Origin of the sequence: Hoeflea ulvae, from assembly GCF_026619435.1 — a bacterium.
GTDB lineage: Bacteria > Pseudomonadota > Alphaproteobacteria > Rhizobiales > Rhizobiaceae > Hoeflea > Hoeflea ulvae.
In genome coordinates this window covers 122,678-145,221 of sequence record NZ_JAOVZQ010000001.1, presented here as the reverse complement: position 1 = coordinate 145,221, position 22,544 = coordinate 122,678, and the positions used below count along the sequence as shown (strand labels likewise).

Genomic DNA, 22,544 nt, shown 5'->3' with positions numbered 1-22,544 from the left:
CTTATCAGGATCAGATCACATGGCTGGAAACCTTTCCTTTGACGAACTGAAATCTGCCGCCAAATCGGGCGACATCGATACGGTGCTGGTGTGCTGCGTCGACATGCAGGGACGCCTGATGGGCAAGCGGTTCCATGTCCAGAATTTCATCGATTCGAGCCATGAGGAGACCCATTGCTGCAACTACATGCTGGCGACCGATCTCGAAATGGCGACGCCGGACGGCTACGCCACCACCAGCTGGCGGGCAGGCTATGGCGATTATGTGATGAAGCCGGATCTGACGACCATGCGCCGGGTGCCCTGGCTCGAGGCAACGGCGATGGTGCTGTGCGACCTGCTCGACCACAAGACCCACAAGCCGGTGCCGCAATCGCCGCGCGAGATGCTCAAGATCCAGATCGCCCGTCTCAAGGAGCTGGGCTACGAGGCGATGATGGCCACCGAGCTGGAGTTCTTCCTGTTCGAGCAAAGCTATCGGGAGCTGGCCCAGTCGGGCTATCGCGAATTGACGCCGATCAGCGCCTATAACGAGGATTACCACATCCTGCAGACCACCAAGGAAGAGGCGATCATGCGCCCGGTGCGCAATCACCTGTTTGCCGCCGGCATTCCGGTTGAAAATTCCAAGGGCGAGGCCGAGGCCGGCCAGGAAGAGCTCAACATCCGCTATGCCGAAGCGCTGGATTGCGCCGATCACCACACCATCGCCAAGCATGCGGTCAAGGAGATCACCTGGGCGCATGGCCGTTCGGCGACGTTCCTGCCGAAGTGGCACCCCAACAAGGTCGGCTCCTCGTCGCATGTGCACATGTCGCTGTGGCAGGGCAAGACCCCGGCCTTCCGCGACGAGAACGGCGAATACGGCATGTCGGAGCTGATGCGGCATTTCATGGCCGGGCTGATCGAATATGCTTCGGATTACACCTGGTTCCTGGCGCCCTATGTCAACAGCTACAAGCGCTTCATGAAGGGCACCTTCGCGCCGACCCGGACGGTCTGGTCGGTCGACAACCGCACCGCCGGATTCCGGCTCTGCGGCGAGGGCAGCAAGGCGGTGCGGGTCGAATGCCGCATCGGCGGTTCGGACATGAACCCCTATCTCGCCCAGGCGGCGCTGCTGGCGGCCGGCATCAAGGGTATCGAGGACAAGCTGGAGCTGGCGCCGCCGACCGGTGGCGATGTCTACGAGAATACCGAAGCCAGGCACATTCCCTCGACGCTGCGCGCCTCGACCGAAACCTTGCGCAATTCGAAAATGCTGCGCGAGGCGATGGGTGACGCGGTGGTCGACCACTATGTGCGCTGCGCCGAATGGGAACAGGAAGAATTCGACAAGGCCGTCACCGACTGGGAAATTGCCCGCGGCTTTGAGCGCGTCTGACCACACACCAAACACTGATGATTGATGGCTCGCACCGCACGGATTGGTGACGGGGCCGTCAGAAGGAGACCAAGCAATGAGCAGTTTGAAACTGATTTCACCGGTTGATGGCTCGGTCTATGCCGAACGTCCGGTCATGGGCGTCGATGATGCGGCGGCGGCTGTTGCCCGGTCGCGCAAGGCGCAGAAAGACTGGGCCCGGCGGCCGCTGGAAGAGCGCATCGCGCTGGTCCGTGCCGGTGTGGCCCGGCTCAACGAGATGAGCGACGAAGTGGTCCCGGAACTGGCCTGGATGATGGGCCGCCCGGTCCGCTATGGCGGCGAGTTCGGCGGAGTCAACGAGCGCTCCAACTACATGGCCGAGATTGCCCAGCGGGCGCTGGCGCCGATCGAAATCGAGAATTCGGCCCAGTTCGAACGCCGCATCGAGCATGTTCCGCATGGTGTCGTCTTCGTGGTCGCCCCCTGGAACTACCCCTATATGACGGCGATCAACACGGTCGCTCCGGCGCTGATTGCCGGCAACACGGTGGTGCTCAAGCACGCAACCCAGACATTGCTGGTCGGCGAGCGCATGGTCCGCGCCTTCACCGAAGCCGGACTGCCCGAAGACGTGTTCATCAACCTGTTTCTCGATCATCCGGGGACGGAAAAGCTGATTTCTGCGGGAAGTTTCAACTTCATCAATTTCACCGGCTCGGTCGGTGGTGGCAAGGCGATTGAGCGGGCTGCGGCCGGCACCTTCACCGGCCTCGGGCTGGAGCTTGGCGGCAAGGATCCTGGCTATGTCATGGAAGACGCCGATCTTGACTGGGCCGTCGATACGCTGATGGATGGTGCCATGTTCAATGCCGGGCAGTGCTGCTGCGGCATCGAACGGCTCTACATTGCGCGTCCGCTCTATGACGCATTCATCGAGAAGGCTGCCGCCTGGGTCTCGTCAGGTCTCAAGCTCGGCAATCCGCTTGATCCGGAAACCACCATCGGGCCGATGGCCAATGTGCGCTTTGCGAAGGAAGTCCGCGCCCAGACAGAGGAAGCCATTGCCCAGGGCGCACGCGGGCTGATCGATCCGAAACTCTATCCGGCCGATGATGGCGGCGCCTATCTGATGCCGCAGGTGCTCGTTGACGTGACCCACGACATGCGGGTGATGCGCGACGAGAGCTTTGGTCCTGTGGTCGGCATCATGCCGGTCGACAGCGACGAGCACGCCATTGCGCTGATGAATGATTGCCAGTTCGGGCTTACTGCTTCGCTGTGGACCAATGACACCGCGCGGGCTGCGCGTATCGGCAACGAGATCGAAACCGGCACCGTGTTCATGAACCGGGCGGACTATCTCGATCCGGCGCTGTGCTGGACCGGCTGCAAGGCCACCGGTCGCGGCGGTTCGCTGTCGGAAATCGGTTTCCACAACCTCACCCGTCCCAAATCCTATCACATGAGAAAGAAATCCGCATGAGCCCGCGCGCCAACTGGTCCTATCCCACCGCAATCCGTTTTGGCGCAGGGCGCATTTCGGAACTCGCTGAAGCCTGCGCTGCGGCGGGCATGAAGAAGCCGCTGCTGGTCACCGACCGGGGACTGGCCTCGCTGCCGATCACGGCCAACGCGCTTGATCTGCTGGAGGCCGCAGGCCTTGGCCGGGCGATGTTCTCCGAGGTTGATCCGAATCCGAACGAAAAGAACCTTGAAGCCGGCGTCGCCGCTTTCAAGGCTGGTGGCCATGACGGCGTCATCGCCTTTGGTGGTGGCTCCGGCCTCGATCTGGGCAAGCTGGTGGCGTTTCAGGCTGGCCAGACCCGTCCTGTCTGGGATTTCGAAGACATCGGCGACTGGTGGACGCGGGCCAATGGCGACGCCATCGCCCCGATCATCGCGGTGCCGACCACGGCTGGCACCGGTTCGGAAGTCGGTCGTGCCGGCGTTCTGACCAATTCGGTCACGCATGTGAAGAAGATCATCTTCCATCCGAAGCTGCTCCCGGCGGTCACCATCTGCGACCCGGAACTGACCGTCGGCATGCCGAAGATCATCACCGTGGGCACCGGCATGGATGCCTTCGCCCATTGCCTGGAAGCCTATTCGTCACCGTTCTATCATCCGATGAGCCAGGGCATCGCGCTCGAGGGCATGCGACTGGTCAAGGAAAATCTGCCGCTGGTGGTTGCCGATGGTTCCAACATCGCGGCACGCGCCGAGATGATGAGTGCTGCGGCGATGGGCGCGGTTGCGTTCCAGAAGGGCCTCGGCGCCATTCACGCGCTGTCGCATCCGATCGGTGCTGTCTACAACACCCATCACGGCATGACCAATGCGGTGGTGATGCCGCCGGTGCTTGAGATGAACCGCCCGGCAATCGAGGACCGCATCGCGCGTGCTGCCGCCTATATGGGGATCGATGGCGGTTTCGACGGGTTCTACGCCTATGTGCTGAAGCTGCGCGCCGATCTGGGTGTGCCTGACAAGCTGGCAGAGCTCGGCGTCGGGCGTGACCGGATCGACGAGATGACCGCGATGGCGCTAGAAGATCCAAGTGCCGGCGGCAACCCGGTGACGTTGACAACCGAAAACACCAGGGCGCTGTTCGAAGCCTGTATCTGAGCCTCAAGATTGCGCCGTGCCGGGACTGATCCGGCACGGCGCATCATGCTGCCGCGCAGAATTCCGCGCCTGCAGTTCCGGCGGCCCCGGCCGGATTCCAAGCCTCCCGCACCTCCCCACAATCCTATGGTCCGATAGCGTACACGCCTTGCCGGAGAGCGGTGCGAAACCGGATTTTGGGGCCGCTAACCGGGCGGCGCTGCGGGTTTGAGCCCGGATTGGCCTTCAGTTCAGTAGCCAGGTGCAATCGGTGAAAACCCTTGCGGCCCGGCCTGGATTGGCGAGGGATTGCAAAAGAATCCTGCCGCAACTAATAAATTTGGATCCACCCAGCAGTACAAACCGGGCGCACTCTGCAAATCCGGTCTGGACCAGATGAAAATCCAAGGCTTAAGCCCTGCGGAGGAAACAATGGGCATCGATGCCGTTCTGCAGTTTCTCGAAAATGAAAGCAACGGAGCGGAAGATGCAGCCGCCCTTCGCGCCCGGCTGAACGAGATTATCGAAACGCTGGGCTTTGATTTCTTCACCCTGATCCGGCAACCGGGCCCGGAGAGCGATGCGGACGATGTCGTGCTTGCGGGCCAGTGGCCGAAGGGCTGGCCCGAGCTCTATGTGAAGCGCAAATATGCGGTGATCGATCCGATTGTCCGCTATCTCGGGCACAGCCAGCGCGGCTATCGCTGGCGCGAGCCGCTGCAGGCATTTCAGGACGACCCGCATCGCAAGCGCATGGAGCGGATGATGGTGGACGCCCGGCGTCACGGGCTGGAGGACGGGTATGTGTTCCCGATCCATGGGCGGCGCGGGCTGGTCGGTGTTCTCACCGTGGCGGGCCGGGAGATCGATCTCACGCCCGCGCAGATGGCGATGATGGATGCCCTGGCCAAGAAGGTGTTCTGGGAGCTTCTGGAGGCGCTGGACCCGAGCGCCCATGAACGGATCAGCCGTCCTGTCGGGGTGCAGATGACCCGCCGCGAAATGGAGACGCTGGAATATCTCGGCTACGGCATGACCTCCAATGAAATGGGCGCCACGCTCGGTCTGTCGGCGCACACGGTCGACTGGTACATGAACGGCATTCAGGAAAAGCTGCATGCCAAGAATCGCCATCATGTGGTGGCGATCGCGTTCCGGCTCGGGCTGATCGCCTAGCGGGTGCATCATGGCTCCGGGGCGGCCCGCTGCGGGGCAGCGCCGGTCACGCCGCCGTTTCAGCCGCCCCGCCGCTCCGCAATGCTATTTGCACTGCAACAAAACAGACGCTAAAGATTGGCTGCGGGGTTTGTAACGACCCCGGTCTCTTCCCCCAAACCCGGGAGCCTGTCTGTGCCGATTTCCAAAATTCTTGTCGCCAATCGTTCAGAAATTGCCATTCGCGTTTTTCGCGCGGCCAATGAACTGGGCATCAAAACCGTCGCCATCTGGGCGGAGGAAGACAAGCTTGCGCTGCACCGGTTCAAGGCGGACGAATCCTACCAGGTCGGCCGCGGCCCGCATCTGGCGCACGACATGGGCCCGATCGAGAGCTATCTGTCGATCGAGGAAGTGATCCGGGTCGCCGGGCAATCGGGCGCCGATGCGATCCATCCCGGTTACGGGCTGTTGTCGGAAAGCCCGGAATTCGTTGACGCCTGTGATGCGGCCGGCATCATCTTCATCGGGCCGCGGGCCGAAACCATGCGGCGTCTGGGCAACAAGGTCGCCGCCCGCAATCTGGCCATCGAGATCGGCGTTCCGGTGGTGCCGGCAACCGAGCCGCTGCCGGACGACATGGACGAAGTGGCGCGGATGGCCGATGAGATCGGTTATCCGATCATGCTCAAGGCCTCCTGGGGCGGCGGCGGACGCGGCATGCGCGCCATCCGTGACCCGAAGGACCTGGCCCGCGAAGTGGTCGAGGCCAAGCGCGAAGCCATGGCCGCCTTCGGCAAGGACGAGGTCTATCTCGAAAAGCTGGTGGAGCGCGCCCGTCACGTCGAAAGCCAGATCCTTGGCGACACCCATGGCAATGCTGTGCATCTGTTCGAGCGCGACTGCTCGGTGCAGCGCCGCAACCAGAAGGTCGTCGAGCGGGCGCCCGCACCCTATCTGAGCGAAGACCAGCGGCAGGAACTCGCCGCCTATTCGCTCAAGATTGCCAATGCCACCGGCTATGTCGGGGCGGGCACGGTCGAATATCTGATGGATATCGACACCGGCGCGTTCTATTTCATCGAGGTCAATCCGCGCATCCAGGTCGAGCATACCGTGACCGAGGAAGTCACCGGCATCGACATCGTCAAGGCGCAGATCCACATTCTCGACGGCTTCGCCATCGGCACGCCGGAATCCGGTGTGCCCGAGCAGAAGGACATCAGGCTCAACGGCCACGCGCTGCAGTGCCGCATCACCACCGAGGATCCCGAGCACAATTTCATCCCCGATTACGGCCGCATCACCGCCTATCGCGGCGCCACCGGCTTCGGCATAAGGCTTGATGGGGGCACGGCCTATTCCGGTGCGGTGATCACCCGGTTTTACGATCCGCTGCTGGAGAAGGTCACCGCCTGGGCGCCGACGCCGGAGGAAACCATCCGCCGCATGGACCGGGCGCTGCGCGAATTCCGCATTCGCGGCGTCGCCACCAACCTGACCTTTCTCGAGGCCATCATCGGGCATGAGAAATTCATCAACAACACCTATACGACGCGGTTCATCGACACCACGCCGGAGCTGTTCGAGCAGGTCAAGCGTCAGGACCGGGCGACAAAACTGCTGACCTATCTGGCCGATGTCACCGTCAACGGGCATCCGGAAGCCCGCGGCCGGCCGCGTCCGGTGGAAGATGCCGCCAAGCCGCGCATTCCCTACAAGGATGTGCCGATTGTCGACGGCACCAAGCAGAAGCTCGACAAGATCGGGCCGAAGGCCTTCGGCGCCTGGATGCGCAACGAGAAGCGGGTGCTGATCACCGACACGACGATGCGCGACGGGCACCAGTCGCTGCTGGCCACCCGCATGCGCACCAATGACATCGCCCGCATTGCCGACACCTATGCCAAGGTGCTGCCGGACCTGCTGTCGCTGGAATGCTGGGGCGGGGCCACTTTCGACGTGTCGATGCGGTTCCTGACCGAAGACCCGTGGGAGCGGCTGGAAATGGTGCGCCAGGGCGCGCCCAACCTGCTGCTGCAGATGCTGCTGCGCGGCGCCAACGGTGTCGGCTACAAGAATTATCCCGACAATGTGGTCAAGCATTTCGTGCGCCAGGCCGCGCAGGGCGGGATTGATCTGTTCCGGGTGTTCGATTGCCTCAACTGGGTCGAGAACATGCGGGTGTCGATGGATGCGGTGTGCGAGGAGAACAAGCTTTGCGAAGCGACGATCTGCTACACCGGCGACATTCTGAATTCGGCGCGGCCGAAATACGACCTGAAATACTACACCGATCTGGCGGGTGAACTGGAAAAGGCCGGCGCGCACATCATCGCGGTCAAGGACATGGCCGGATTGCTGAAGCCGGCGGCAGCACGGCAGCTGTTCACCGCCTTGCGCGATGCCACCGACCTGCCGATCCATTTTCATACCCATGACACCTCGGGAATCTCGGCTGCCACGGTGCTTGCCGCCGTCGACAGCGGTGTCGATGCGATCGACGCGGCGATGGACGCGCTTTCGGGCAACACCTCGCAGCCATGCCTGGGCTCGATTGTCGAGGCGCTGCGCGGCCATGAACGCGATCCCGGTCTTGATCCGGAATGGATCCGCCGGATCTCGTTCTACTGGGAAGCCGTGCGCAACCAGTATGCGGCATTCGAGAGCGATCTCAAGGGACCGGCATCGGAAGTCTATCTGCATGAAATGCCCGGCGGGCAGTTCACCAATCTCAAGGAGCAGGCCCGCTCGCTGGGGCTGGAGACCCGCTGGCACGAGGTGGCCCAGGCCTATGCCGACGCCAACCAGATGTTCGGCGACATCGTCAAGGTGACTCCGTCATCGAAGGTGGTGGGCGACATGGCGCTGATGATGGTCAGCCAGGATCTGAGCGTCGCCGACGTCGAAAACCCGGCCAAGGATGTCTCCTTCCCGGAATCGGTGGTGTCGATGATGCGCGGCGATCTGGGACAGCCGCCGGCCGGTTGGCCGAAGGCGCTGCAGGACAAGGTGCTCAAGGGCGAGGAGGCCTATACGGCCCGTCCCGGCTCGCTGCTGCCGGATGCCGATCTCGCCGCCGAACGCAAGGAGATCGAGACCGGGCTGGAACGCGAGATCACCGAAAACGAGTTCGCCTCCTATCTGATGTATCCGAAGGTGTTCACCGATTTCGCGCTGGTCAGCGAAACCTACGGGCCGGTCAGCATGTTGCCGACTCCTGCCTATTTCTACGGGATCCCGGTCGGCGAAGAGCTGTTCATCGAGATCGAGAAGGGCAAGACGCTGGTCGTGCAGAACCTGGCCGAGAGCGAACCCGACGACAAGGGCATGGTCACGGTGTTCTTCGAGCTCAATGGCCAGCCACGGCGGATCAAGGTGCCGGACCGGGCGCATGGCGCGTCGGGCGCAGCCGTGCGCCGCAAGGCCGAACCGGGCAATGATGCCCATGTCGCGGCACCAATGCCGGGGGTGATTTCCACCGTGTCGGTTGCGGCAGGCCAGGAGGTCACCGCAGGCGACGTGCTGGTGTCGATCGAGGCGATGAAGATGGAAACGGCAATCCACGCCGAGCGCGATGGCGTGCTGGCCGAAGTTCTGGTCAAGACCGGCGACCAGATCGACGCCAAGGACCTTCTGGTGGTCTATGGCTGACATGCGCCTGTCCCGGCCCTGCGCCGGGACATGGCTCATTGCGCAACGGGCTTGCGCCTGGCGGATTGATTTCGCATTGTCGCGGCGATTCGCCCCTTTGGGCGTCACCTGCCGACCGTTTTCCGCCAAGAGGACACTGCCATGCTCGCCGCCATACCGTTGATGATTGTGCCGCTGATCGCCTATAATCTGGTCATGGTCGGGTTGCTTGGCTCGGGTATCGCCGGTCTGGGCTCGACCATCACCTCGTTGTCGATGATGTCGGGCGCGACCTGGACGATGAGCCTCGGCGACCTGCTGATCGTGGTGGCGCTGGGCCTGTTGTTCATCGAGGTCCTGAAGGCGACACGGACCGGGCGGTGGTCGGTCATCGACCACATGTTGTCGATGTTCGTGTTCGTCGCGTTTCTGGTCGAATTCCTGCTTGTGCGCGAAGCCGCCACGCAGGTGTTTTTCATTCTGATGGTGATTGCGCTGATCGATGTGATCGCCGGATTTTCCGTCTCGATCCGCGCGGCGGGCCGCGACGTTTCGATCGGCTTGTAATCCGGCGATCCCGTCTCAGCCTGCGTCGGGGGTAAAGCCTGCTGCCTCGACGCCGGCGATTGCGGCACGCTCGTCATTGTCGGATGAATCACCGGTAATGCCGACTGCGCCGATGATGGCGCCCTTGCGGTCCTTGATCAGCACGCCGCCGGGCACGGCAACGATCTTGCCACCCGAGACGGCAGACAGGCCTTCGAGAAAATGCGGCCGGGTTTCGGCCTGGGTGTCGAGCCAGCGGGAGCCGACGCCGACAGCCAGCGCGCCATAGGCCTTGCCGCTGGCGATCTCGAAGCGCAGCATCGAGGCGCCGTCCTGGCGCTGGACGGCTTTGACATGGCCGCCGGCATCAAGCACCACCACCGCCAATGGCTTGAGACCGAGTTCCTTGCCCTTGGCCAGTGCTGAAGTGATGATCTTGAGTGCCTTGTTGAGTGTGAGATCCGTCATGAAGAATGCCTTTCAAATCAAAGTCGGAAACTGATCAGAGTCGTGCGGACCATGCTGCGATGGCCCGCGCCCCTGTCCCCGTGACTTGTGCCACAGATTCGGCCTGACGAAAGGCCGGACACCCGATTTTATGGAGGGATATCAACCGGCATTGGCTGGATGCCCGGCTTTGCCGGTGTCCGCCGGACACGCCTGTGCGCCTTGACGGAGCATGGCTCGCCCCGGCGCCTCGGGTCAGCTGTCGATCGAGTTGATCTTGTCCTGAAGCGACTTGAGCTGGTCCTTAAGCTCGTCGATGTCCTTGGAGCTGTCGGTCTTTTTCGGCGCTTCCTCGGTCTTGGCGGAGTGGGCAAGCGCGAAAGGCGAGAACATCTGCATCGCTTTCTGGAACATCTCGGTGTTGCGGCGGACCTGATCCTCTACCAGCTGGATCGGCAGCTGGATGTTGCGGGCCACCGGATTGTCGCCAAAGGATTTGGTGATCTGTTCGCGGACCTGCTCCTGCTGCTCGGTGAGCGCCGACATGGAATGTTCGAGATAGCTCGGCACCACCATCTGCAGCTGGTCGCCATAGATCGAGATCAGCTGCCTGAGGAAGGACACCGGCAGCAGCGTGTTGCCGGTTTTGGATTCCTGCTCGAAAATGATCTGGGTGAGCACCGTGTGGGTGATGTCATCGCCGCTCTTGGCGTCGAGCACCGAAAAGTCCTCGCCCTTCTTGACCATGACGGCAAGGTCATCAAGCGTCACATAGGTGCTGGTGCCGGTGTTGTAGAGGCGGCGATTGGCATATTTCTTGATGGTGATCGGGCCGCTTTTTTCGCCATTCGTGCTCTCCTCAAAGGTCTCGCCAGACCAGAACCTCGTTTTGTCGAGCAGACTGTAGGCGAAAATGACCGCCAATGACAATTCCTTTGTGCATTGCGGCGAATGGCGCCCGAAAAGCTCAGACTATCGTACTGATTAAACCGATTGCATGCGGAATTCGGCTTTCCGATATTTGACAGCGGGATTAAGCTCGGTCACGTTCAGGCCAATTACACACCACCACATGACAGGGAAAATCCATCATGAGTTCTATCGTTATCGCCAGCGCTGCCCGCACTCCCGTCGGCTCTTTCAACGGCGCCTTGTCCTCCGTCGCCGCCCATGAGCTCGGCGCAGTCGCCATCCGGGCGGCGCTCGAGCGTGCAGGTGTTGCGCCGGCAGAGGTCGACGAAGTCATCCTCGGTCAGATCCTGTCCGCAGGCCAGGGCCAGAACCCGGCGCGTCAGGCCGCGATGGCAGCAGGCATTCCGCAGGAAGCCACCGCCTGGGGCCTCAACCAGCTTTGCGGCTCCGGTCTGCGCGCGGTGGCACTCGGCATGCAGCAGATCAGCAGCGGCGATGCCAATATCATCGTGGCAGGCGGTCAGGAATCGATGTCGCTGGCGCCGCATGCGATTCACCTGCGCAACGGCGTGAAGATGGGCAATGCCAACATGGTCGACACCATGATGTATGACGCGCTCACCGACGCCTTCTACAATTACCTGATGGGCAATACCGCGGAAAACGTTGCCAGGCAGTGGCAGCTGTCGCGCGACGAGCAGGACGCATTCGCGGTCAATTCGCAGAACAAGGCCGAAGCCGCGCAGAAGGCCGGCAAGTTCAAGGACGAGATCGCGGCCGTGACCATCAAGGGCCGCAAGGGCGACACGGTTGTCGAGGAAGACGAATATATCAAGCACGGCGTGACCATTGAAGGCATCTCCAAGCTGCGCCCCGCCTTCGACAAGGAAGGCACGGTTACCGCGGCCAATGCGTCGGGCATCAATGACGGCGGCGCGGCGACAGTGCTGATGAGTGAAGCCGAAGCCTCCAAGCGCGGCATCACCCCGATGGCGCGGATTGCCTCCTGGGCAACCGCCGGCGTCGACCCGCAGATCATGGGCACCGGCCCGATCCCGGCCTCGCGCAAGGCGCTGGAAAAGGCCGGCTGGAGCGTTGGCGATCTCGATCTGGTGGAAGCCAACGAGGCCTTTGCGGCTCAGGCCTGCGCGGTCAACAAGGACATGGGCTGGGATCCGGCAATCGTCAATGTCAATGGCGGCGCCATTGCCATCGGTCACCCGGTCGGCGCATCGGGCGCGCGCATTCTCAACACGCTGTTGTTCGAAATGGTCCGCCGCGACGCCAAGAAGGGCCTTGCCACATTGTGCATCGGCGGCGGCATGGGCGTTGCACTCTGCGTCGAACGCGGCTGACCGCCTTTGCGGTCAGTCTCGATACCCATGACTTTTCAGACTCTGCAATTTAGCCTTGGAGGAGGTCCATATGAGTAAGGTAGCCATCGTGACGGGAGGGTCACGTGGAATCGGGGCCGCGATTTCGGTCGCATTGAAGGCAGCCGGCTATACGGTCGCTGCCAATTATGCCGGCAATGACGAGGCAGCGGGAAAGTTTACCGCCGAGACCGGCATCAAGACCTATAAATGGTCGGTCGCCGATTATGACGCCTGCGTCGCCGGCATCGCCCAGGTCGAAGCCGATCTCGGCCCGGTCGCGGTATTGGTCAACAATGCCGGCATCACCCGCGACGGCATGTTCCACAAGATGACGCCGCAGATGTGGGGCGAGGTGATCAACACCAATCTCACCGGCCTGTTCAACATGACCAACCCGGTGTGGAGCGGTATGCGCGAGCGCAAGTTCGGCCGCGTCATCAACATCTCCTCGATCAACGGCCAGAAGGGCCAGGCAGGCCAGGTCAACTATTCTGCTGCCAAGGCAGGTGACCTCGGCTTTACCAAGGCGCTGGCCCAGGAAGGCGCGCGTGCCGGCATCACCGTCAACGCGATCTGTCCGGGCTATATCGGCACCGACATGGTCAAGGCGATTGACGAGAAGGTGCTCAACGAGCGCATCATCCCGCAGATCCCGGTCGGACGCCTGGGCGAGCCGGAAGAAATCGCCCGGGCCGTGGTGTTCCTGGCAGCCGATGACGCCGGTTTCATCACCGGATCGACGATCTCGGCCAATGGCGGTCAGTATTTCAGCTGATCGTTCTGGCAATCACCAGGATTTTGCGCCCGGCGGGAAACTGCCGGGCGTTTTCGTTCAAGGGGTTCCGGTTCGTGCGGCGATCTCCGCGCCGTCTTCAAGGGTGAGCGTGATCTCCCGTGGTCAACGCCTGGCACGGCTGGCGCCGTTGTCAGGAGGAAGGGCGCAAGGCAAGGACGATCTGGCCGGGCAGGCAGCACAGACAGGGGACGGGGCGCGGCCGTCCAGAGTTGGCGTTCATGTGAAAATTTCAGCCGTTCAGGGGGCCCATTGGTTAACAGACGGGGCCGCGGGGCCTGCGAAATGGGTGCAGATTTCCGGTCCGGTAGATGCTGCAGCCGGCCGCCGCACAAGATCTGGTGGGGAACAAAGCGGGAAATCCGTCAAAAGGCTGATTCGGTTCCGGTTCGTTCCGTCGCTGTTCCGAAGCTTAACAGAACCGGTGATATCCCGATGTCTCTTAAGGAAGTCTTTGGAATTGTTATCAAAACCTGAACGAAGCTTCAGCGCCGCGTAGAGCGCTGCGCCCCCGGTTTCAAAGGTTAACGGCCGGGGCAGCTGCGAGGTCGAGCCCATTCAGGCGTCAACTGCATATGGGGGGCGGCCATTCCCATATTGGCAGATGTTGGGTGGAACATAATGACAACACAGGCAGGTCTGTGATTCGGTGCCGCTTCGTTCCGGCGCTGTTCCGAAGGTTAACGCCGCTGTTCAAATACTCCCGAATGCCTTCAGGAAGTGTTTGGAAATCTTAACGAATTCTCACCCGTGCTGACGCCGGATATTCCCCTCTTCGCGGATGCGATTGCAGCTCAATCCAAATGTTAACGGCAACCGGTGATTTCGCGCCGGATCACCGGGCGGCCGATCTGCATCTGGTGGGCGGCCGGCTTCGGGCAGGCATATGTTGCGTGGAACAAAGCAAAAACACAACCAGGTCTGTGATTCGGTGCCGCTTCGTTCCACGGCTGTTCCGAAAGTTAACAGGCCTGGCCATCGGGACTTGCGAAGTGCTTGGAAAAGTTAACAAATCCTGACCGAAATCAGGACGGAAGCGACCGCAAAAGGCGCGCCGGGGAGGGCGAAATGACCGGCTCAAAGGTTAATCTCCGCAGCAAAAGGCGCTGCATCACAGGCCGGAGCCGGTCAGATTTGTGCCACAGCTGCAGCGTGGACCCATATCTTGCGGTGAACAAAACACCAACATCGGGCGATCTGCGATTCGTAGCCGATTCGTTCCGGCGCTGTTCCGATAGTTAACGCAGATCGTTAAAATGCGATCTATTGCGTTCATGAATTGTCAATAAAGCTTAACAAATCAAGAACAGATCAGGGCCGCGAACAGGGGACGGTGCGCGCACGGGCAGGGGCTCCGGTCCCTTGTTAACCTTTGTCGCTCGGTTGCGGCCAAATGCGGCAGCCGTGATTCAGCATATGGTGGCATGAGCGCCCGAATTTCCAAGATATTGCGGTGAACAAAAGCGGTATCAAACCGAGTCAGTGATTCGTCGCTGATTCGTTCCGCCACTGTTCCAGGTGTTAAATTGCGCGCATTGGCAGTCTTTGAGATTTGCCCTGTTTACGCTGCTCTGATGTGTTAGATAACAGCCGTCTTGAGTTTGATACGGACACTTATGCCCGCTTTGCGCAGCCATCCTCCAAAATCTTTGATCCTGTCCGGGCGTGGCGTCACTGCCGTGCTGGGCCCGACCAATACCGGCAAGACCCACTATGCCATCGAGCGCATGGCGGCGCACTCGTCCGGGGTGATCGGGCTGCCGCTGCGGCTGCTGGCGCGCGAGGTCTATGGCCGCATGGTCGACAAGGTGGGTGTGAACCACGTGTCGCTGGTCACCGGCGAGGAAAAGATCACGCCGCCGGGCGCGCGCTATTCGGTCTGCACGGTCGAGGCGATGCCGCAGGAAACCACCGCCGCCTTTGTCGCCATCGATGAAGTCCAGATCGCCGGCGATCTCGAGCGCGGGCATGTCTTCACCGACCGGATCCTGTCGCTGCGCGGCCGCGAGGAGACCTTGCTGCTGGGCTCCGCCACGGCGCGCGGGATCCTTGAGCAATTGCTGCCCGGCATCACCATTGTCGAGCGGCCGCGGCTGTCGGAGCTGCATTATGCCGGCTCGAAGAAGATCACCCGGCTGCCACGGCGAACCGCGATCGTGGCGTTCTCGGCCGATGAGGTCTATGCCATTGCCGAACTGGTGCGGCGCCAGCGCGGCGGTGCCGCAGTGGTGCTCGGGGCGCTGAGCCCGCGCACCCGCAACGCCCAGGTCGAGCTCTACCAGAATGGCGATGTCGACTATCTGGTGGCCACCGACGCCATCGGCATGGGGCTCAATCTCGATGTCGACCACGTCGCCTTCGCGCAGGACCGGAAATTCGACGGTCATTCCTACAGGCAACTGACCGCCTCCGAATTCGGCCAGATCGCCGGCCGGGCCGGGCGGCATCTGCGTGACGGCACCTTCGGCGTCACCGGTCAGGTGCAGCCTTTGCCGGAGGATCTGGTGCAACGGCTGGAAAGCCATGTGTTCGAACCGATCAAGATCCTGCAATGGCGTTCCAAGCAGCTCGATTTTTCCAGTCTGCAGATGCTGCAGGCCAGCCTCGAGCAAATTCCTGCGGTCCAGGGCCTGACCCGGGCGCTTCCGGCCGTCGACCAGCGCGCGCTGGAGCATCTGGTCAATGATTTCGAGGTGCGCGACCTGGCCAGCACGCCGAAAAACGTCGCCACGCTGTGGGACGTCTGTTCGCTGCCGGATTACCGGCGGATCGCGCCGGCGCAGCACTCGGATCTGATCGCCACGATCTACCGGGATTTGATCCGCACCGGATCGGTCAATGAGGATTTTCTGGCCGAACAGGTGCGCAGAACCGATTCCACCGATGGTGAAATCGACACTTTATCCGCCCGGATTTCACAGATCCGGACCTGGACTTATGTTTCCAACAGACCTGAATGGCTTGCCGATCCGACACACTGGCAGGAAAAGACGCGCGAAATCGAAGATCGATTGTCCGATGCGTTGCATGAAAGGTTGACGAAACGCTTCGTTGACCGCAGGACATCTGTGCTCATGAAGCGCCTGAGAGAGAACGCGATGCTCGAAGCTGAAATCAGTGTAAACGGTGATGTCTTTGTTGAAGGCCACCATATTGGACAATTGGCCGGATTCCGGTTCATGGCCGATGCCTCGGCAGATGGGCCGGACGCCAAGGCGGTGATCGCCGCCGCGCAGAAAGCGCTTGGCCTCGAATTCGAGGCGCGGGCGGCCCGCTTGCATGCGTCGGGCAATTCCGACTTCGCCATCGGATCGGACGGCACGGTGCGCTGGATGGGCGATCCCGTGGCGCGCCTGGTTGCAGGCGACCATATTCTCAAGCCGCGATCGATCCTGCTTGCCGACGAGCAACTGACCGGCGGCGCGCGCGATTTCGTTGCTGCGCGGATCGATCGTTTCGTCAATCACCACATCGCCACCGTGCTCAAGCCGCTCGACGACCTGACCCGCGCCGAGGACCTTGACGGCCTGTCGCGCGGACTGGCGTTCCGTCTGGCCGAAAGCCTGGGCGTCCTGTTCCGCCGCGATGTCTCGGAGATGATCAAGGATCTCGACCAGGCAGCGCGCGCCAGCCTGCGCAAATACGGTATCCGGTTCGGCGCCTATCACATCTTCATGCCGGCGCTGCTCAAGCCCGCGCCTGCCGAGCTGGTGACGCTGCTGTGGGCGCTGGTCAATGACGGCTTCACCAAGCCCGGCTATGGCGACGTGACGCCGCTGCTGGCTGCCGGGCGCACCTCGGTGGCGACCGATCCCGAGATCGACCGTGAATTCTACCGCCTTGCCGGGTTCCGGTTTCTGGGTAAGCGCGCCGTGCGCATCGACATTTTGGAGCGGCTGGCCGATCTGATCCGCCCCGCGCTGCAGTGGAAGCCCGGCGCCCAGGGCGCACGCCCGGAAGCTGCCTATGATGGCCGCCGCTTCATCACCACCACCGGCATGCTGTCGATTCTCGGCGCCACCCAGGACGACATCGAGGAAATCCTCAAGGGACTGGGCTATCGTGCCGATGCCGTGCCCGCCGAGGAGGCGCAGACCCATATTGCCGGGCTCGACGCCGCGCAGGCCGAGACCGGTGCTGCGACCGGTAGCGGACCCGTGGTCGAAGTCGTGGTCTCGCGCACTGCCGCTGATCGCCCGAACAAGCTGGCGGCCGCTGCGGCCGGGGACGATGCCGCAGCCGCACCGGCTGATTCCGCGTCGCCGGCCGAAGCGGAGGCTCCGGGCGAAGCAGCGGCAGAGTCTGCCGCGCCCGAAGACACCGCCGGCCAGTCTGCGCAACCCGTGGCCGATGCCCCGGTCGAAGCGAATGAACCGGCATCTGCGGATCCGGCTCCGGCGGCCGTGACAGCGGCTGAAGAGCCGAAAGCGGAGGCATCCGCCGAGGATGCCGATGCCGAGGCGCTGCGTCCGGTGCTGTTGTGGCGGCCCGGCGGCCGGCAGGATGGCCAGCGCGGTCCGCGCCAGGCGCCCGGCGAGGGCCGTGGCCGGCGTGACGGCGGCAATCGAAATCCCCGTTCCGACGCCAAGCCGGCAGGCGAGGGTGGCGGCGAAGCTGACGCGCGGCCCGGCAAGGGACGCCGCGGCAAACCCGGCCATTCCGGCAAGCCCCAGCATGGCAAGGGCGCACCGGGCAAGGGCGGTCCCGGCAGGGGCAGGTCCGGCGAAGCCGGGTCGGGCAAGGCAGATGATGCCCATCGCGGCAACCGGACCGACCGGCCGCAGCGCAAGGAGCGGCCGATCGATCCTGATTCGCCCTTCGCTGCCCTGGCGGCGTTGCGCGACAAGCTCAAGAAATAGGCCTTACCCTGGTGGACCAGCCGGCGCGACAGCGGATAGACAAATGGCTGTTTTTCGCGCGCACCATCAAGTCCAGAACCCTGGCCGGCAAATTTGTCAGCAGCGGCAATGTCAGGGTCAATCGCGAGAAGATCGATCAGGCCAGTTTCCTGATCAAGCCGGGCGACGTGCTGACCATCTCGTTCGAGCGGCGCATCGTGGTGCTGAAGATCCTGGGTTGCGGCCAGCGCCGCGGCCCGGCGCCGGAAGCGCAGCTTCTGTATGAGGACCTCACTCCCAAACCTGCTGAAGCCGGACAGGCGCCGATCGTCCCGGCGGCACGGGAGCCCGGTGCCGGCCGGCCGACCAAGCGGGACAGGCGAAAAATAGATCAATTCAACAAGCCGGATGATGGCGCATGATTTTGTCTTGACCGGCACCTGTTGGGGCAAAGACATGCGCAAATTGTGCCGGCTGCCGCGAGCTTGGTTCGGCACGATCCGGGTGCGACGCCATGGCGAAACCAGATGTCTTGCAAAGTGGCGGTAAAGCCGGTACCTCACCGCCGTTGTTTGATGCAGCGCCGCGGGCCCGTCCGGACCGGCGAGGACGGCTGCACCGCTCGAAAATGATGCATGATGTTTCGGTCGACATGAAACCGCCCGTGCGCCCCATGCATGAAGCTTCAGGAGAGACGTATGACCTATGTGGTGACTGACAATTGCATTCGCTGCAAATATATGGACTGCGTTGAAGTCTGCCCTGTGGACTGCTTCTACGAGGGTGACAACATGCTGGTCATCCATCCTGACGAATGCATCGACTGCGGCGTGTGCGAGCCCGAGTGCCCGGCAGAGGCGATCAAGCCGGACACCGAGCCGGGGCTGGAGAAATGGCTCGAGGTCAACACCGAATATGCCGACAAATGGCCCAACATCACCATCAAGCGGGATGCCCCGGAAGACGCCAAGAAGTTCGATGGCGAAGAAGGCAAGTTCGAGAAATACTTCTCGCCGGAGCCTGGCGAAGGCGACTGATCTTGTGCTTTGCGACAGTGCGGGGGTGGCTTGATCTGCCCGGGCCGGTAGTGGCGCAGGTGACCACAAGCGGCCGGGCCAGCCTCTGGGTTCCGCCTGGAAACTGCCGCGATGCAGCGAAATTTCGTGACGCATCGCAGCATTCCGGCGGTTGCACTGCTGCTTGCTTGTGCAAACCATGGCGCGATTCCGGTGCCCTGTCCGCAGCCGCTGGCGCAAATCATTGATTTACCCCATATTTTGTGGTACACATAGCATTACTGACATCTTCAAGGCGCCGTCTGGGCGAAACAAGAAGCAAAAACGGAAGCAAACGTCCCTTACAGCGGCCTCTCTTTCCTTGCAGTGCAATACTGCCGGGCAGTCACGTTCCGCGAGATATTTGTTGCGAAATTTGCCTTCTATCGCCCTTGAATGGCGCAGTCAGTGCGAATGCCCCCGGCTTTCGCAGGACCTGTCCGGGCAACCCATGCCCGGCTGCCAGTGTCCGTTTCCGTAACAGGGAGTTTTGAAAACGCATGACAACCCAGCAGAAAAAACCGTCGCAGAGACAGGGTTTCAAGACCGGTGAATCGATTGTCTATCCCGCCCATGGCGTCGGGCAGATTGTCGCCATCGAAGAGCAGGAAGTTGCAGGACACAAGCTTGAATTGTTTGTGATTGATTTCGAAAAAGACAAGATGCGCCTCAAGGTGCCGGTCGCCAAGGCGTCGACCATCGGCATGCGTAAATTGTCCGAAACGGATTTCGTCGAGCGCGCGCTCAAGGTCGTTCAGGGCCGTGCACGGGTCAAGCGGACCATGTGGTCGCGCCGGGCGCAGGAATATGATGCGAAAATCAATTCCGGCGATCTGATTTCGATCGCGGAAGTGGTGCGTGATCTGTATCGCGCCGAGAACCAGCCGGAGCAGTCCTATTCCGAGCGTCAGCTCTATGAGGCTGCGCTTGACCGGATGGCGCGCGAACTTGCCGCTGTCAACAAGATGTCGGACACCGAGTCGGTGCGCTTGATCGAGGTAAACCTCAACAAGGGCCCGAAGCGCGGCAAATCCGGTGAAGAAGAAGGCGCGCAGGAAGAAGCTGCCTGACAGCCTGTCTCTGAGAGACCCTGACAAAAGCCCGGGCCGCCCAGCGTGCCCGGGCTTTTTTGTGCCTTGCGCACTGCGCCCAGCCCCAGCGGAAATCCGCCGATTTGCCGGCCCGGCAGGGAGCGGGGTGGAGCCGCAATCGCAACCCGGTGAGCGGGCTTCACAGCTATTTTACCCGGCTTGATGAACCAAACCGGGTGTTGATGCGTAGAGTCAGGCAACACTGCGACAATCACAGGAGGGTGACATGGCCACGAAAGCGATCACTGCAAACCGGCAAATGGTTCGTGCCGCGATGGCTGCTCCCTATCTCGAACGTGATGAGGAGCATGATCTGGCGGTCCGCTGGAAGGATAACAAGGATCAGGACGCGCTGCACAGCATCACCATGGCGCATATGCGGCTGGTGATCTCGATGGCGGCCAAGTTCCGCAATTACGGGCTGCCGATGAGCGACCTGATCCAGGAAGGCCATGTCGGGCTTCTCGAAGCCGCGGCCCGGTTCGATCCGGAACGCGAGGTGCGCTTTTCCACCTATGCCACCTGGTGGATAAGGGCGTCTATCCAGGATTATGTGCTGCGCAACTGGTCGATCGTGCGCGGCGGCACCAGTTCCGCACAGAAATCGCTGTTCTTCAACCTGCGCCGGTTGCGGATGCGGCTTGCCCAGGACGATCCGGCGCTCACCGAAAGCGCCATGCATTCACGTATCGCCAATACATTGGGCGTTCACGCCAAGGATGTGGCGGTGATGGATGCGCGCCTGTCAGGCTCGGATTCCTCGCTCAACGCGCCGATGTCTGACGGCGAGTCGGGCGCGTCCTCGGAGCGGATGGACTTTCTCAAGAGCGATGAGCCATTGCCGGACGAGCAGGTGTCGACGATCATCGACGAAGAGCGCCGCCATATCTGGCTCAGCGACGCGCTCGATACGCTCAACCCGCGCGAATTGCGGATCATCCGCGAACGCCGGCTGGCCGAAGACGGTGCCACGCTCGAATCCCTCGGCGAGGTGCTGGGAATCTCCAAGGAACGTGTACGTCAGATCGAGAACCGGGCGCTGGAAAAGCTGCGCATGGTGCTGACCACCCGGACACCTGAAATCGCCAGCATGTGATCACCCGCCGGCAGCGACTTATCTGTCAGTGACGATCTTGACCCTTTGCCCCGGCGTGAGGCTCGCGCCCGGGGCGATGGCGTTAAGCAGGCGGAACAGCTCCGTCCTGCGCTCGACGCCGCGCATCCGGGCCGACAGGGACGCCACCGTGTCGCCCTGACCGACGGTGACCACGCGGATGCGCAACGGCTCCAGCGCCTTGATTTCGCTTGCCGACATCTTCTTGAAGCTGGCCCGGACCGCCGATGCGATACGCTCGAGATCTGTGCTGTTGCGCGGCGCCGCGGTCAGAAACCGGTAGATCCGGTCTTTCAGGCGGATGACGGTGATGTCGAAATCCCACTGGTCGGCGCTGGCCCGTGCCGTTGCTGCCGGCAGGCCGCCGACCCTGGTCTCGCGGATTGAGCCTTCATCAAGTCCGGTGACCCAGCCGCTGGCCATATATTGCGCCAGCGAGCGGCGGCTGGCGTCGGTCACCCCGTCAAAGCGGATTGCCAGATCACCCGGGCCGGTTGCCACCACGGCGGCCGCATTGTTGTCTATGCGGAAGCCGTTGGGCACCGAGAAACGGATGCCGAGCACCGGGTGCAGGAATTCCGTGCCGCGAACATAGCCTTCATTGGGACTGTCGCCGAACAGCAGACCGTCAATACCATCAAGATAATAATCGCGGCCGCGATCGCCGACGCCTTCCGGGCCGAAGGCGCGGGCGTGGCTGCGGGCGAGATCGATCCGCTGCGGCGGATTGGGGTGGCTGGCCAGGAAGTCGAGGCTGACATCGGCGTCGGGATCGACGGCGCCAAACTGCTGGTTGGCGTTCATCGATTCGAGGAACCGCGGCGCCGCATAGGGATCATAACCGGCTTCACCGAGCATCCTGACCCCGATCACGTCCGCCTGCAGTTCCTGGTTGCGCGAGAACGCGGCCAGCGACAGCTTGTTGCGCGCGACCGCCTGGCGTCCGGCAATGGAATTGGCAAAGAGTTCTTCCGCCACCTGGCCGGCGATCTCGACCTCCCTTTCGCGGCGCTGCCGCTCGAGGCCGTGATTGGCGGTGACATGCGCCATCTCGTGCGACAGCACCGCCGCCACTTCGGACGCGTCATTGGCCAGCGCCAACAGGCCGCGGGTGACATAGAGATAGCCGCCGGGCAGGGCGAAGGCGTTGACCGCGGGCGAATTGAGCACGGTGATGCGGTAGGCCTGGCTCGGATTTTCCGACACCAGCGTCAGCGCGCCGACAATGCGTGCGACCAGGCGCTCGGTCTTGGCGTCGCGAAATTCGCCGCCATAGCTGGCGATGATGCGCGGGTGCTCATTGGCACCGATGCGCGTGCGCGGGTCGGAGGCGCCGGCCTTTTCGGCAGTCTGCGGCGAATCCGAGGGGCTGACGGTGGGCTCATAGACGTCGACACCCAGCGTCTGGCAGCCCGACAGCAGCAGGGCTGCGCCCAGCACGGCGATCGCGAGCGAGGACAGTGGTCTGCCTGGGGCTGCCTTGCGGGAATGGGGGGCTGCGATCTTGGCCATGGTCCGGTTATACGCTCGATCGTTGTCACGCCGGTACGGAGGCTTGGTGTCGCAAGCCGGGCGATGGCTCACGGTCTATCTGACTTCGCGGCGGTTCTCCAG

16 protein-coding genes are annotated in these 22,544 nt (G+C 62.3%); 13 read left to right on the top strand and 3 right to left on the bottom strand.

Translation table 11 applies throughout. The features are described from left to right. Nucleotides 1-19 precede the first annotated feature (19 nt). The 6 genes from OEG82_RS00700 (at nucleotide 20) to OEG82_RS00675 (ending at nucleotide 9,325) form a co-directional block, all read left to right on the top strand. Nucleotides 20-1,384, top strand: a complete 1,365-nt coding sequence (locus OEG82_RS00700; protein ID WP_267610549.1) for a glutamine synthetase family protein — start codon at nucleotides 20-22, stop codon at nucleotides 1,382-1,384. A gap of 76 nt (nucleotides 1,385-1,460) precedes the next feature. Continuing rightward, the gene (locus tag OEG82_RS00695; protein WP_267610548.1) at nucleotides 1,461-2,849 is read left to right on the top strand and encodes an aldehyde dehydrogenase family protein; all 1,389 of its coding nucleotides are present in this window, start codon (nucleotides 1,461-1,463) and stop codon (nucleotides 2,847-2,849) included. After that, nucleotides 2,846-3,991: an iron-containing alcohol dehydrogenase gene (locus OEG82_RS00690; protein WP_267610547.1), complete on the top strand. Its 1,146-nt coding sequence runs from the start codon at nucleotides 2,846-2,848 to the stop codon at nucleotides 3,989-3,991. Before OEG82_RS00695 ends, OEG82_RS00690 begins: the two co-directional genes overlap by 4 nt. Before the next feature lie 411 nt (nucleotides 3,992-4,402). Beyond that, a complete protein-coding gene (locus tag OEG82_RS00685) occupies nucleotides 4,403-5,146 on the top strand; it encodes a helix-turn-helix transcriptional regulator (protein ID WP_267610546.1) in 744 nt (247 codons plus the stop codon). 174 nt (nucleotides 5,147-5,320) lie between these two features. Next, entirely contained in the window at nucleotides 5,321-8,779 is a 3,459-nt protein-coding gene (gene pyc, locus OEG82_RS00680) for a pyruvate carboxylase (protein WP_267610545.1), read from the top strand. A gap of 141 nt (nucleotides 8,780-8,920) precedes the next feature. Beyond that, complete coding sequence (locus OEG82_RS00675; protein WP_267610544.1) at nucleotides 8,921-9,325, top strand: hypothetical protein; 405 nt, start codon at nucleotides 8,921-8,923, stop codon at nucleotides 9,323-9,325. A 15-nt stretch (nucleotides 9,326-9,340) separates the two neighbouring features. Here the strand turns inward: OEG82_RS00675 and OEG82_RS00670 are convergent, their stop codons facing one another. Continuing rightward, on the bottom strand, nucleotides 9,341-9,772 hold the full coding sequence (locus tag OEG82_RS00670; RefSeq protein WP_267610543.1) for a GlcG/HbpS family heme-binding protein: 432 nt from the start codon (nucleotides 9,770-9,772) through the stop codon (nucleotides 9,341-9,343). 234 nt (nucleotides 9,773-10,006) lie between these two features. After that, nucleotides 10,007-10,579, bottom strand: coding sequence for a polyhydroxyalkanoate synthesis repressor PhaR (gene phaR / locus OEG82_RS00665; protein ID WP_267614805.1), 573 nt, complete (start codon nucleotides 10,577-10,579; stop codon nucleotides 10,007-10,009). A 263-nt stretch (nucleotides 10,580-10,842) separates the two neighbouring features. Between phaR and OEG82_RS00660 the strand changes: the two genes are divergently transcribed. The 7 genes from OEG82_RS00660 to OEG82_RS00630 all read left to right on the top strand — a co-directional run bounded on the left by OEG82_RS00660 (nucleotide 10,843) and on the right by OEG82_RS00630 (nucleotide 20,912). Next, nucleotides 10,843-12,018: an acetyl-CoA C-acetyltransferase gene (locus OEG82_RS00660; protein ID WP_267610542.1), complete on the top strand. Its 1,176-nt coding sequence runs from the start codon at nucleotides 10,843-10,845 to the stop codon at nucleotides 12,016-12,018. Between the two features lie 70 nt (nucleotides 12,019-12,088). Further along, nucleotides 12,089-12,814, top strand: a complete 726-nt coding sequence (gene phbB / locus OEG82_RS00655; RefSeq protein WP_267610541.1) for an acetoacetyl-CoA reductase — start codon at nucleotides 12,089-12,091, stop codon at nucleotides 12,812-12,814. A gap of 1,634 nt (nucleotides 12,815-14,448) precedes the next feature. Beyond that, the gene (locus tag OEG82_RS00650) at nucleotides 14,449-17,691 is read left to right on the top strand and encodes a helicase-related protein (RefSeq protein WP_267610540.1); all 3,243 of its coding nucleotides are present in this window, start codon (nucleotides 14,449-14,451) and stop codon (nucleotides 17,689-17,691) included. 11 nt (nucleotides 17,692-17,702) lie between these two features. After that, on the top strand, nucleotides 17,703-18,092 hold the full coding sequence (locus OEG82_RS00645; RefSeq protein ID WP_267610539.1) for an RNA-binding S4 domain-containing protein: 390 nt from the start codon (nucleotides 17,703-17,705) through the stop codon (nucleotides 18,090-18,092). A gap of 276 nt (nucleotides 18,093-18,368) precedes the next feature. After that, the gene (gene fdxA, locus OEG82_RS00640; protein ID WP_267610538.1) at nucleotides 18,369-18,707 is read left to right on the top strand and encodes a ferredoxin FdxA; all 339 of its coding nucleotides are present in this window, start codon (nucleotides 18,369-18,371) and stop codon (nucleotides 18,705-18,707) included. A gap of 518 nt (nucleotides 18,708-19,225) precedes the next feature. Next, on the top strand, nucleotides 19,226-19,795 hold the full coding sequence (locus OEG82_RS00635) for a CarD family transcriptional regulator (RefSeq protein WP_267610537.1): 570 nt from the start codon (nucleotides 19,226-19,228) through the stop codon (nucleotides 19,793-19,795). Nucleotides 19,796-20,042: 247 nt separating this feature from the next. Continuing rightward, a complete protein-coding gene (locus OEG82_RS00630; RefSeq protein WP_267610536.1) occupies nucleotides 20,043-20,912 on the top strand; it encodes an RNA polymerase factor sigma-32 in 870 nt (289 codons plus the stop codon). 18 nt (nucleotides 20,913-20,930) lie between these two features. On the opposite strand, the gene OEG82_RS00625 is transcribed toward OEG82_RS00630, so the two are convergent. After that, nucleotides 20,931-22,442: a M48 family metalloprotease gene (locus OEG82_RS00625; protein WP_267610535.1), complete on the bottom strand. Its 1,512-nt coding sequence runs from the start codon at nucleotides 22,440-22,442 to the stop codon at nucleotides 20,931-20,933. Nucleotides 22,443-22,544 lie beyond the last annotated feature (102 nt).

Coding starts and splice junctions, on each gene's coding strand:
- OEG82_RS00660 (WP_267610542.1), top strand. CDS start 10,843: ATGAGTTCTATCGTTATCGCCAGCGCTGCCCGCACTCCCGTCGGCTCT.
- OEG82_RS00635 (WP_267610537.1), top strand. CDS start 19,226: ATGACAACCCAGCAGAAAAAACCGTCGCAGAGACAGGGTTTCAAGACC.
- OEG82_RS00630 (WP_267610536.1), top strand. CDS start 20,043: ATGGCCACGAAAGCGATCACTGCAAACCGGCAAATGGTTCGTGCCGCG.
- OEG82_RS00685 (WP_267610546.1), top strand. CDS start 4,403: ATGGGCATCGATGCCGTTCTGCAGTTTCTCGAAAATGAAAGCAACGGA.
- OEG82_RS00690 (WP_267610547.1), top strand. CDS start 2,846: ATGAGCCCGCGCGCCAACTGGTCCTATCCCACCGCAATCCGTTTTGGC.
- phbB (WP_267610541.1), top strand. CDS start 12,089: ATGAGTAAGGTAGCCATCGTGACGGGAGGGTCACGTGGAATCGGGGCC.
- OEG82_RS00650 (WP_267610540.1), top strand. CDS start 14,449: ATGCCCGCTTTGCGCAGCCATCCTCCAAAATCTTTGATCCTGTCCGGG.
- OEG82_RS00700 (WP_267610549.1), top strand. CDS start 20: ATGGCTGGAAACCTTTCCTTTGACGAACTGAAATCTGCCGCCAAATCG.
- OEG82_RS00675 (WP_267610544.1), top strand. CDS start 8,921: ATGCTCGCCGCCATACCGTTGATGATTGTGCCGCTGATCGCCTATAAT.
- OEG82_RS00695 (WP_267610548.1), top strand. CDS start 1,461: ATGAGCAGTTTGAAACTGATTTCACCGGTTGATGGCTCGGTCTATGCC.
- OEG82_RS00670 (WP_267610543.1), bottom strand. CDS start 9,772: ATGACGGATCTCACACTCAACAAGGCACTCAAGATCATCACTTCAGCA.
- fdxA (WP_267610538.1), top strand. CDS start 18,369: ATGACCTATGTGGTGACTGACAATTGCATTCGCTGCAAATATATGGAC.
- OEG82_RS00625 (WP_267610535.1), bottom strand. CDS start 22,442: ATGGCCAAGATCGCAGCCCCCCATTCCCGCAAGGCAGCCCCAGGCAGA.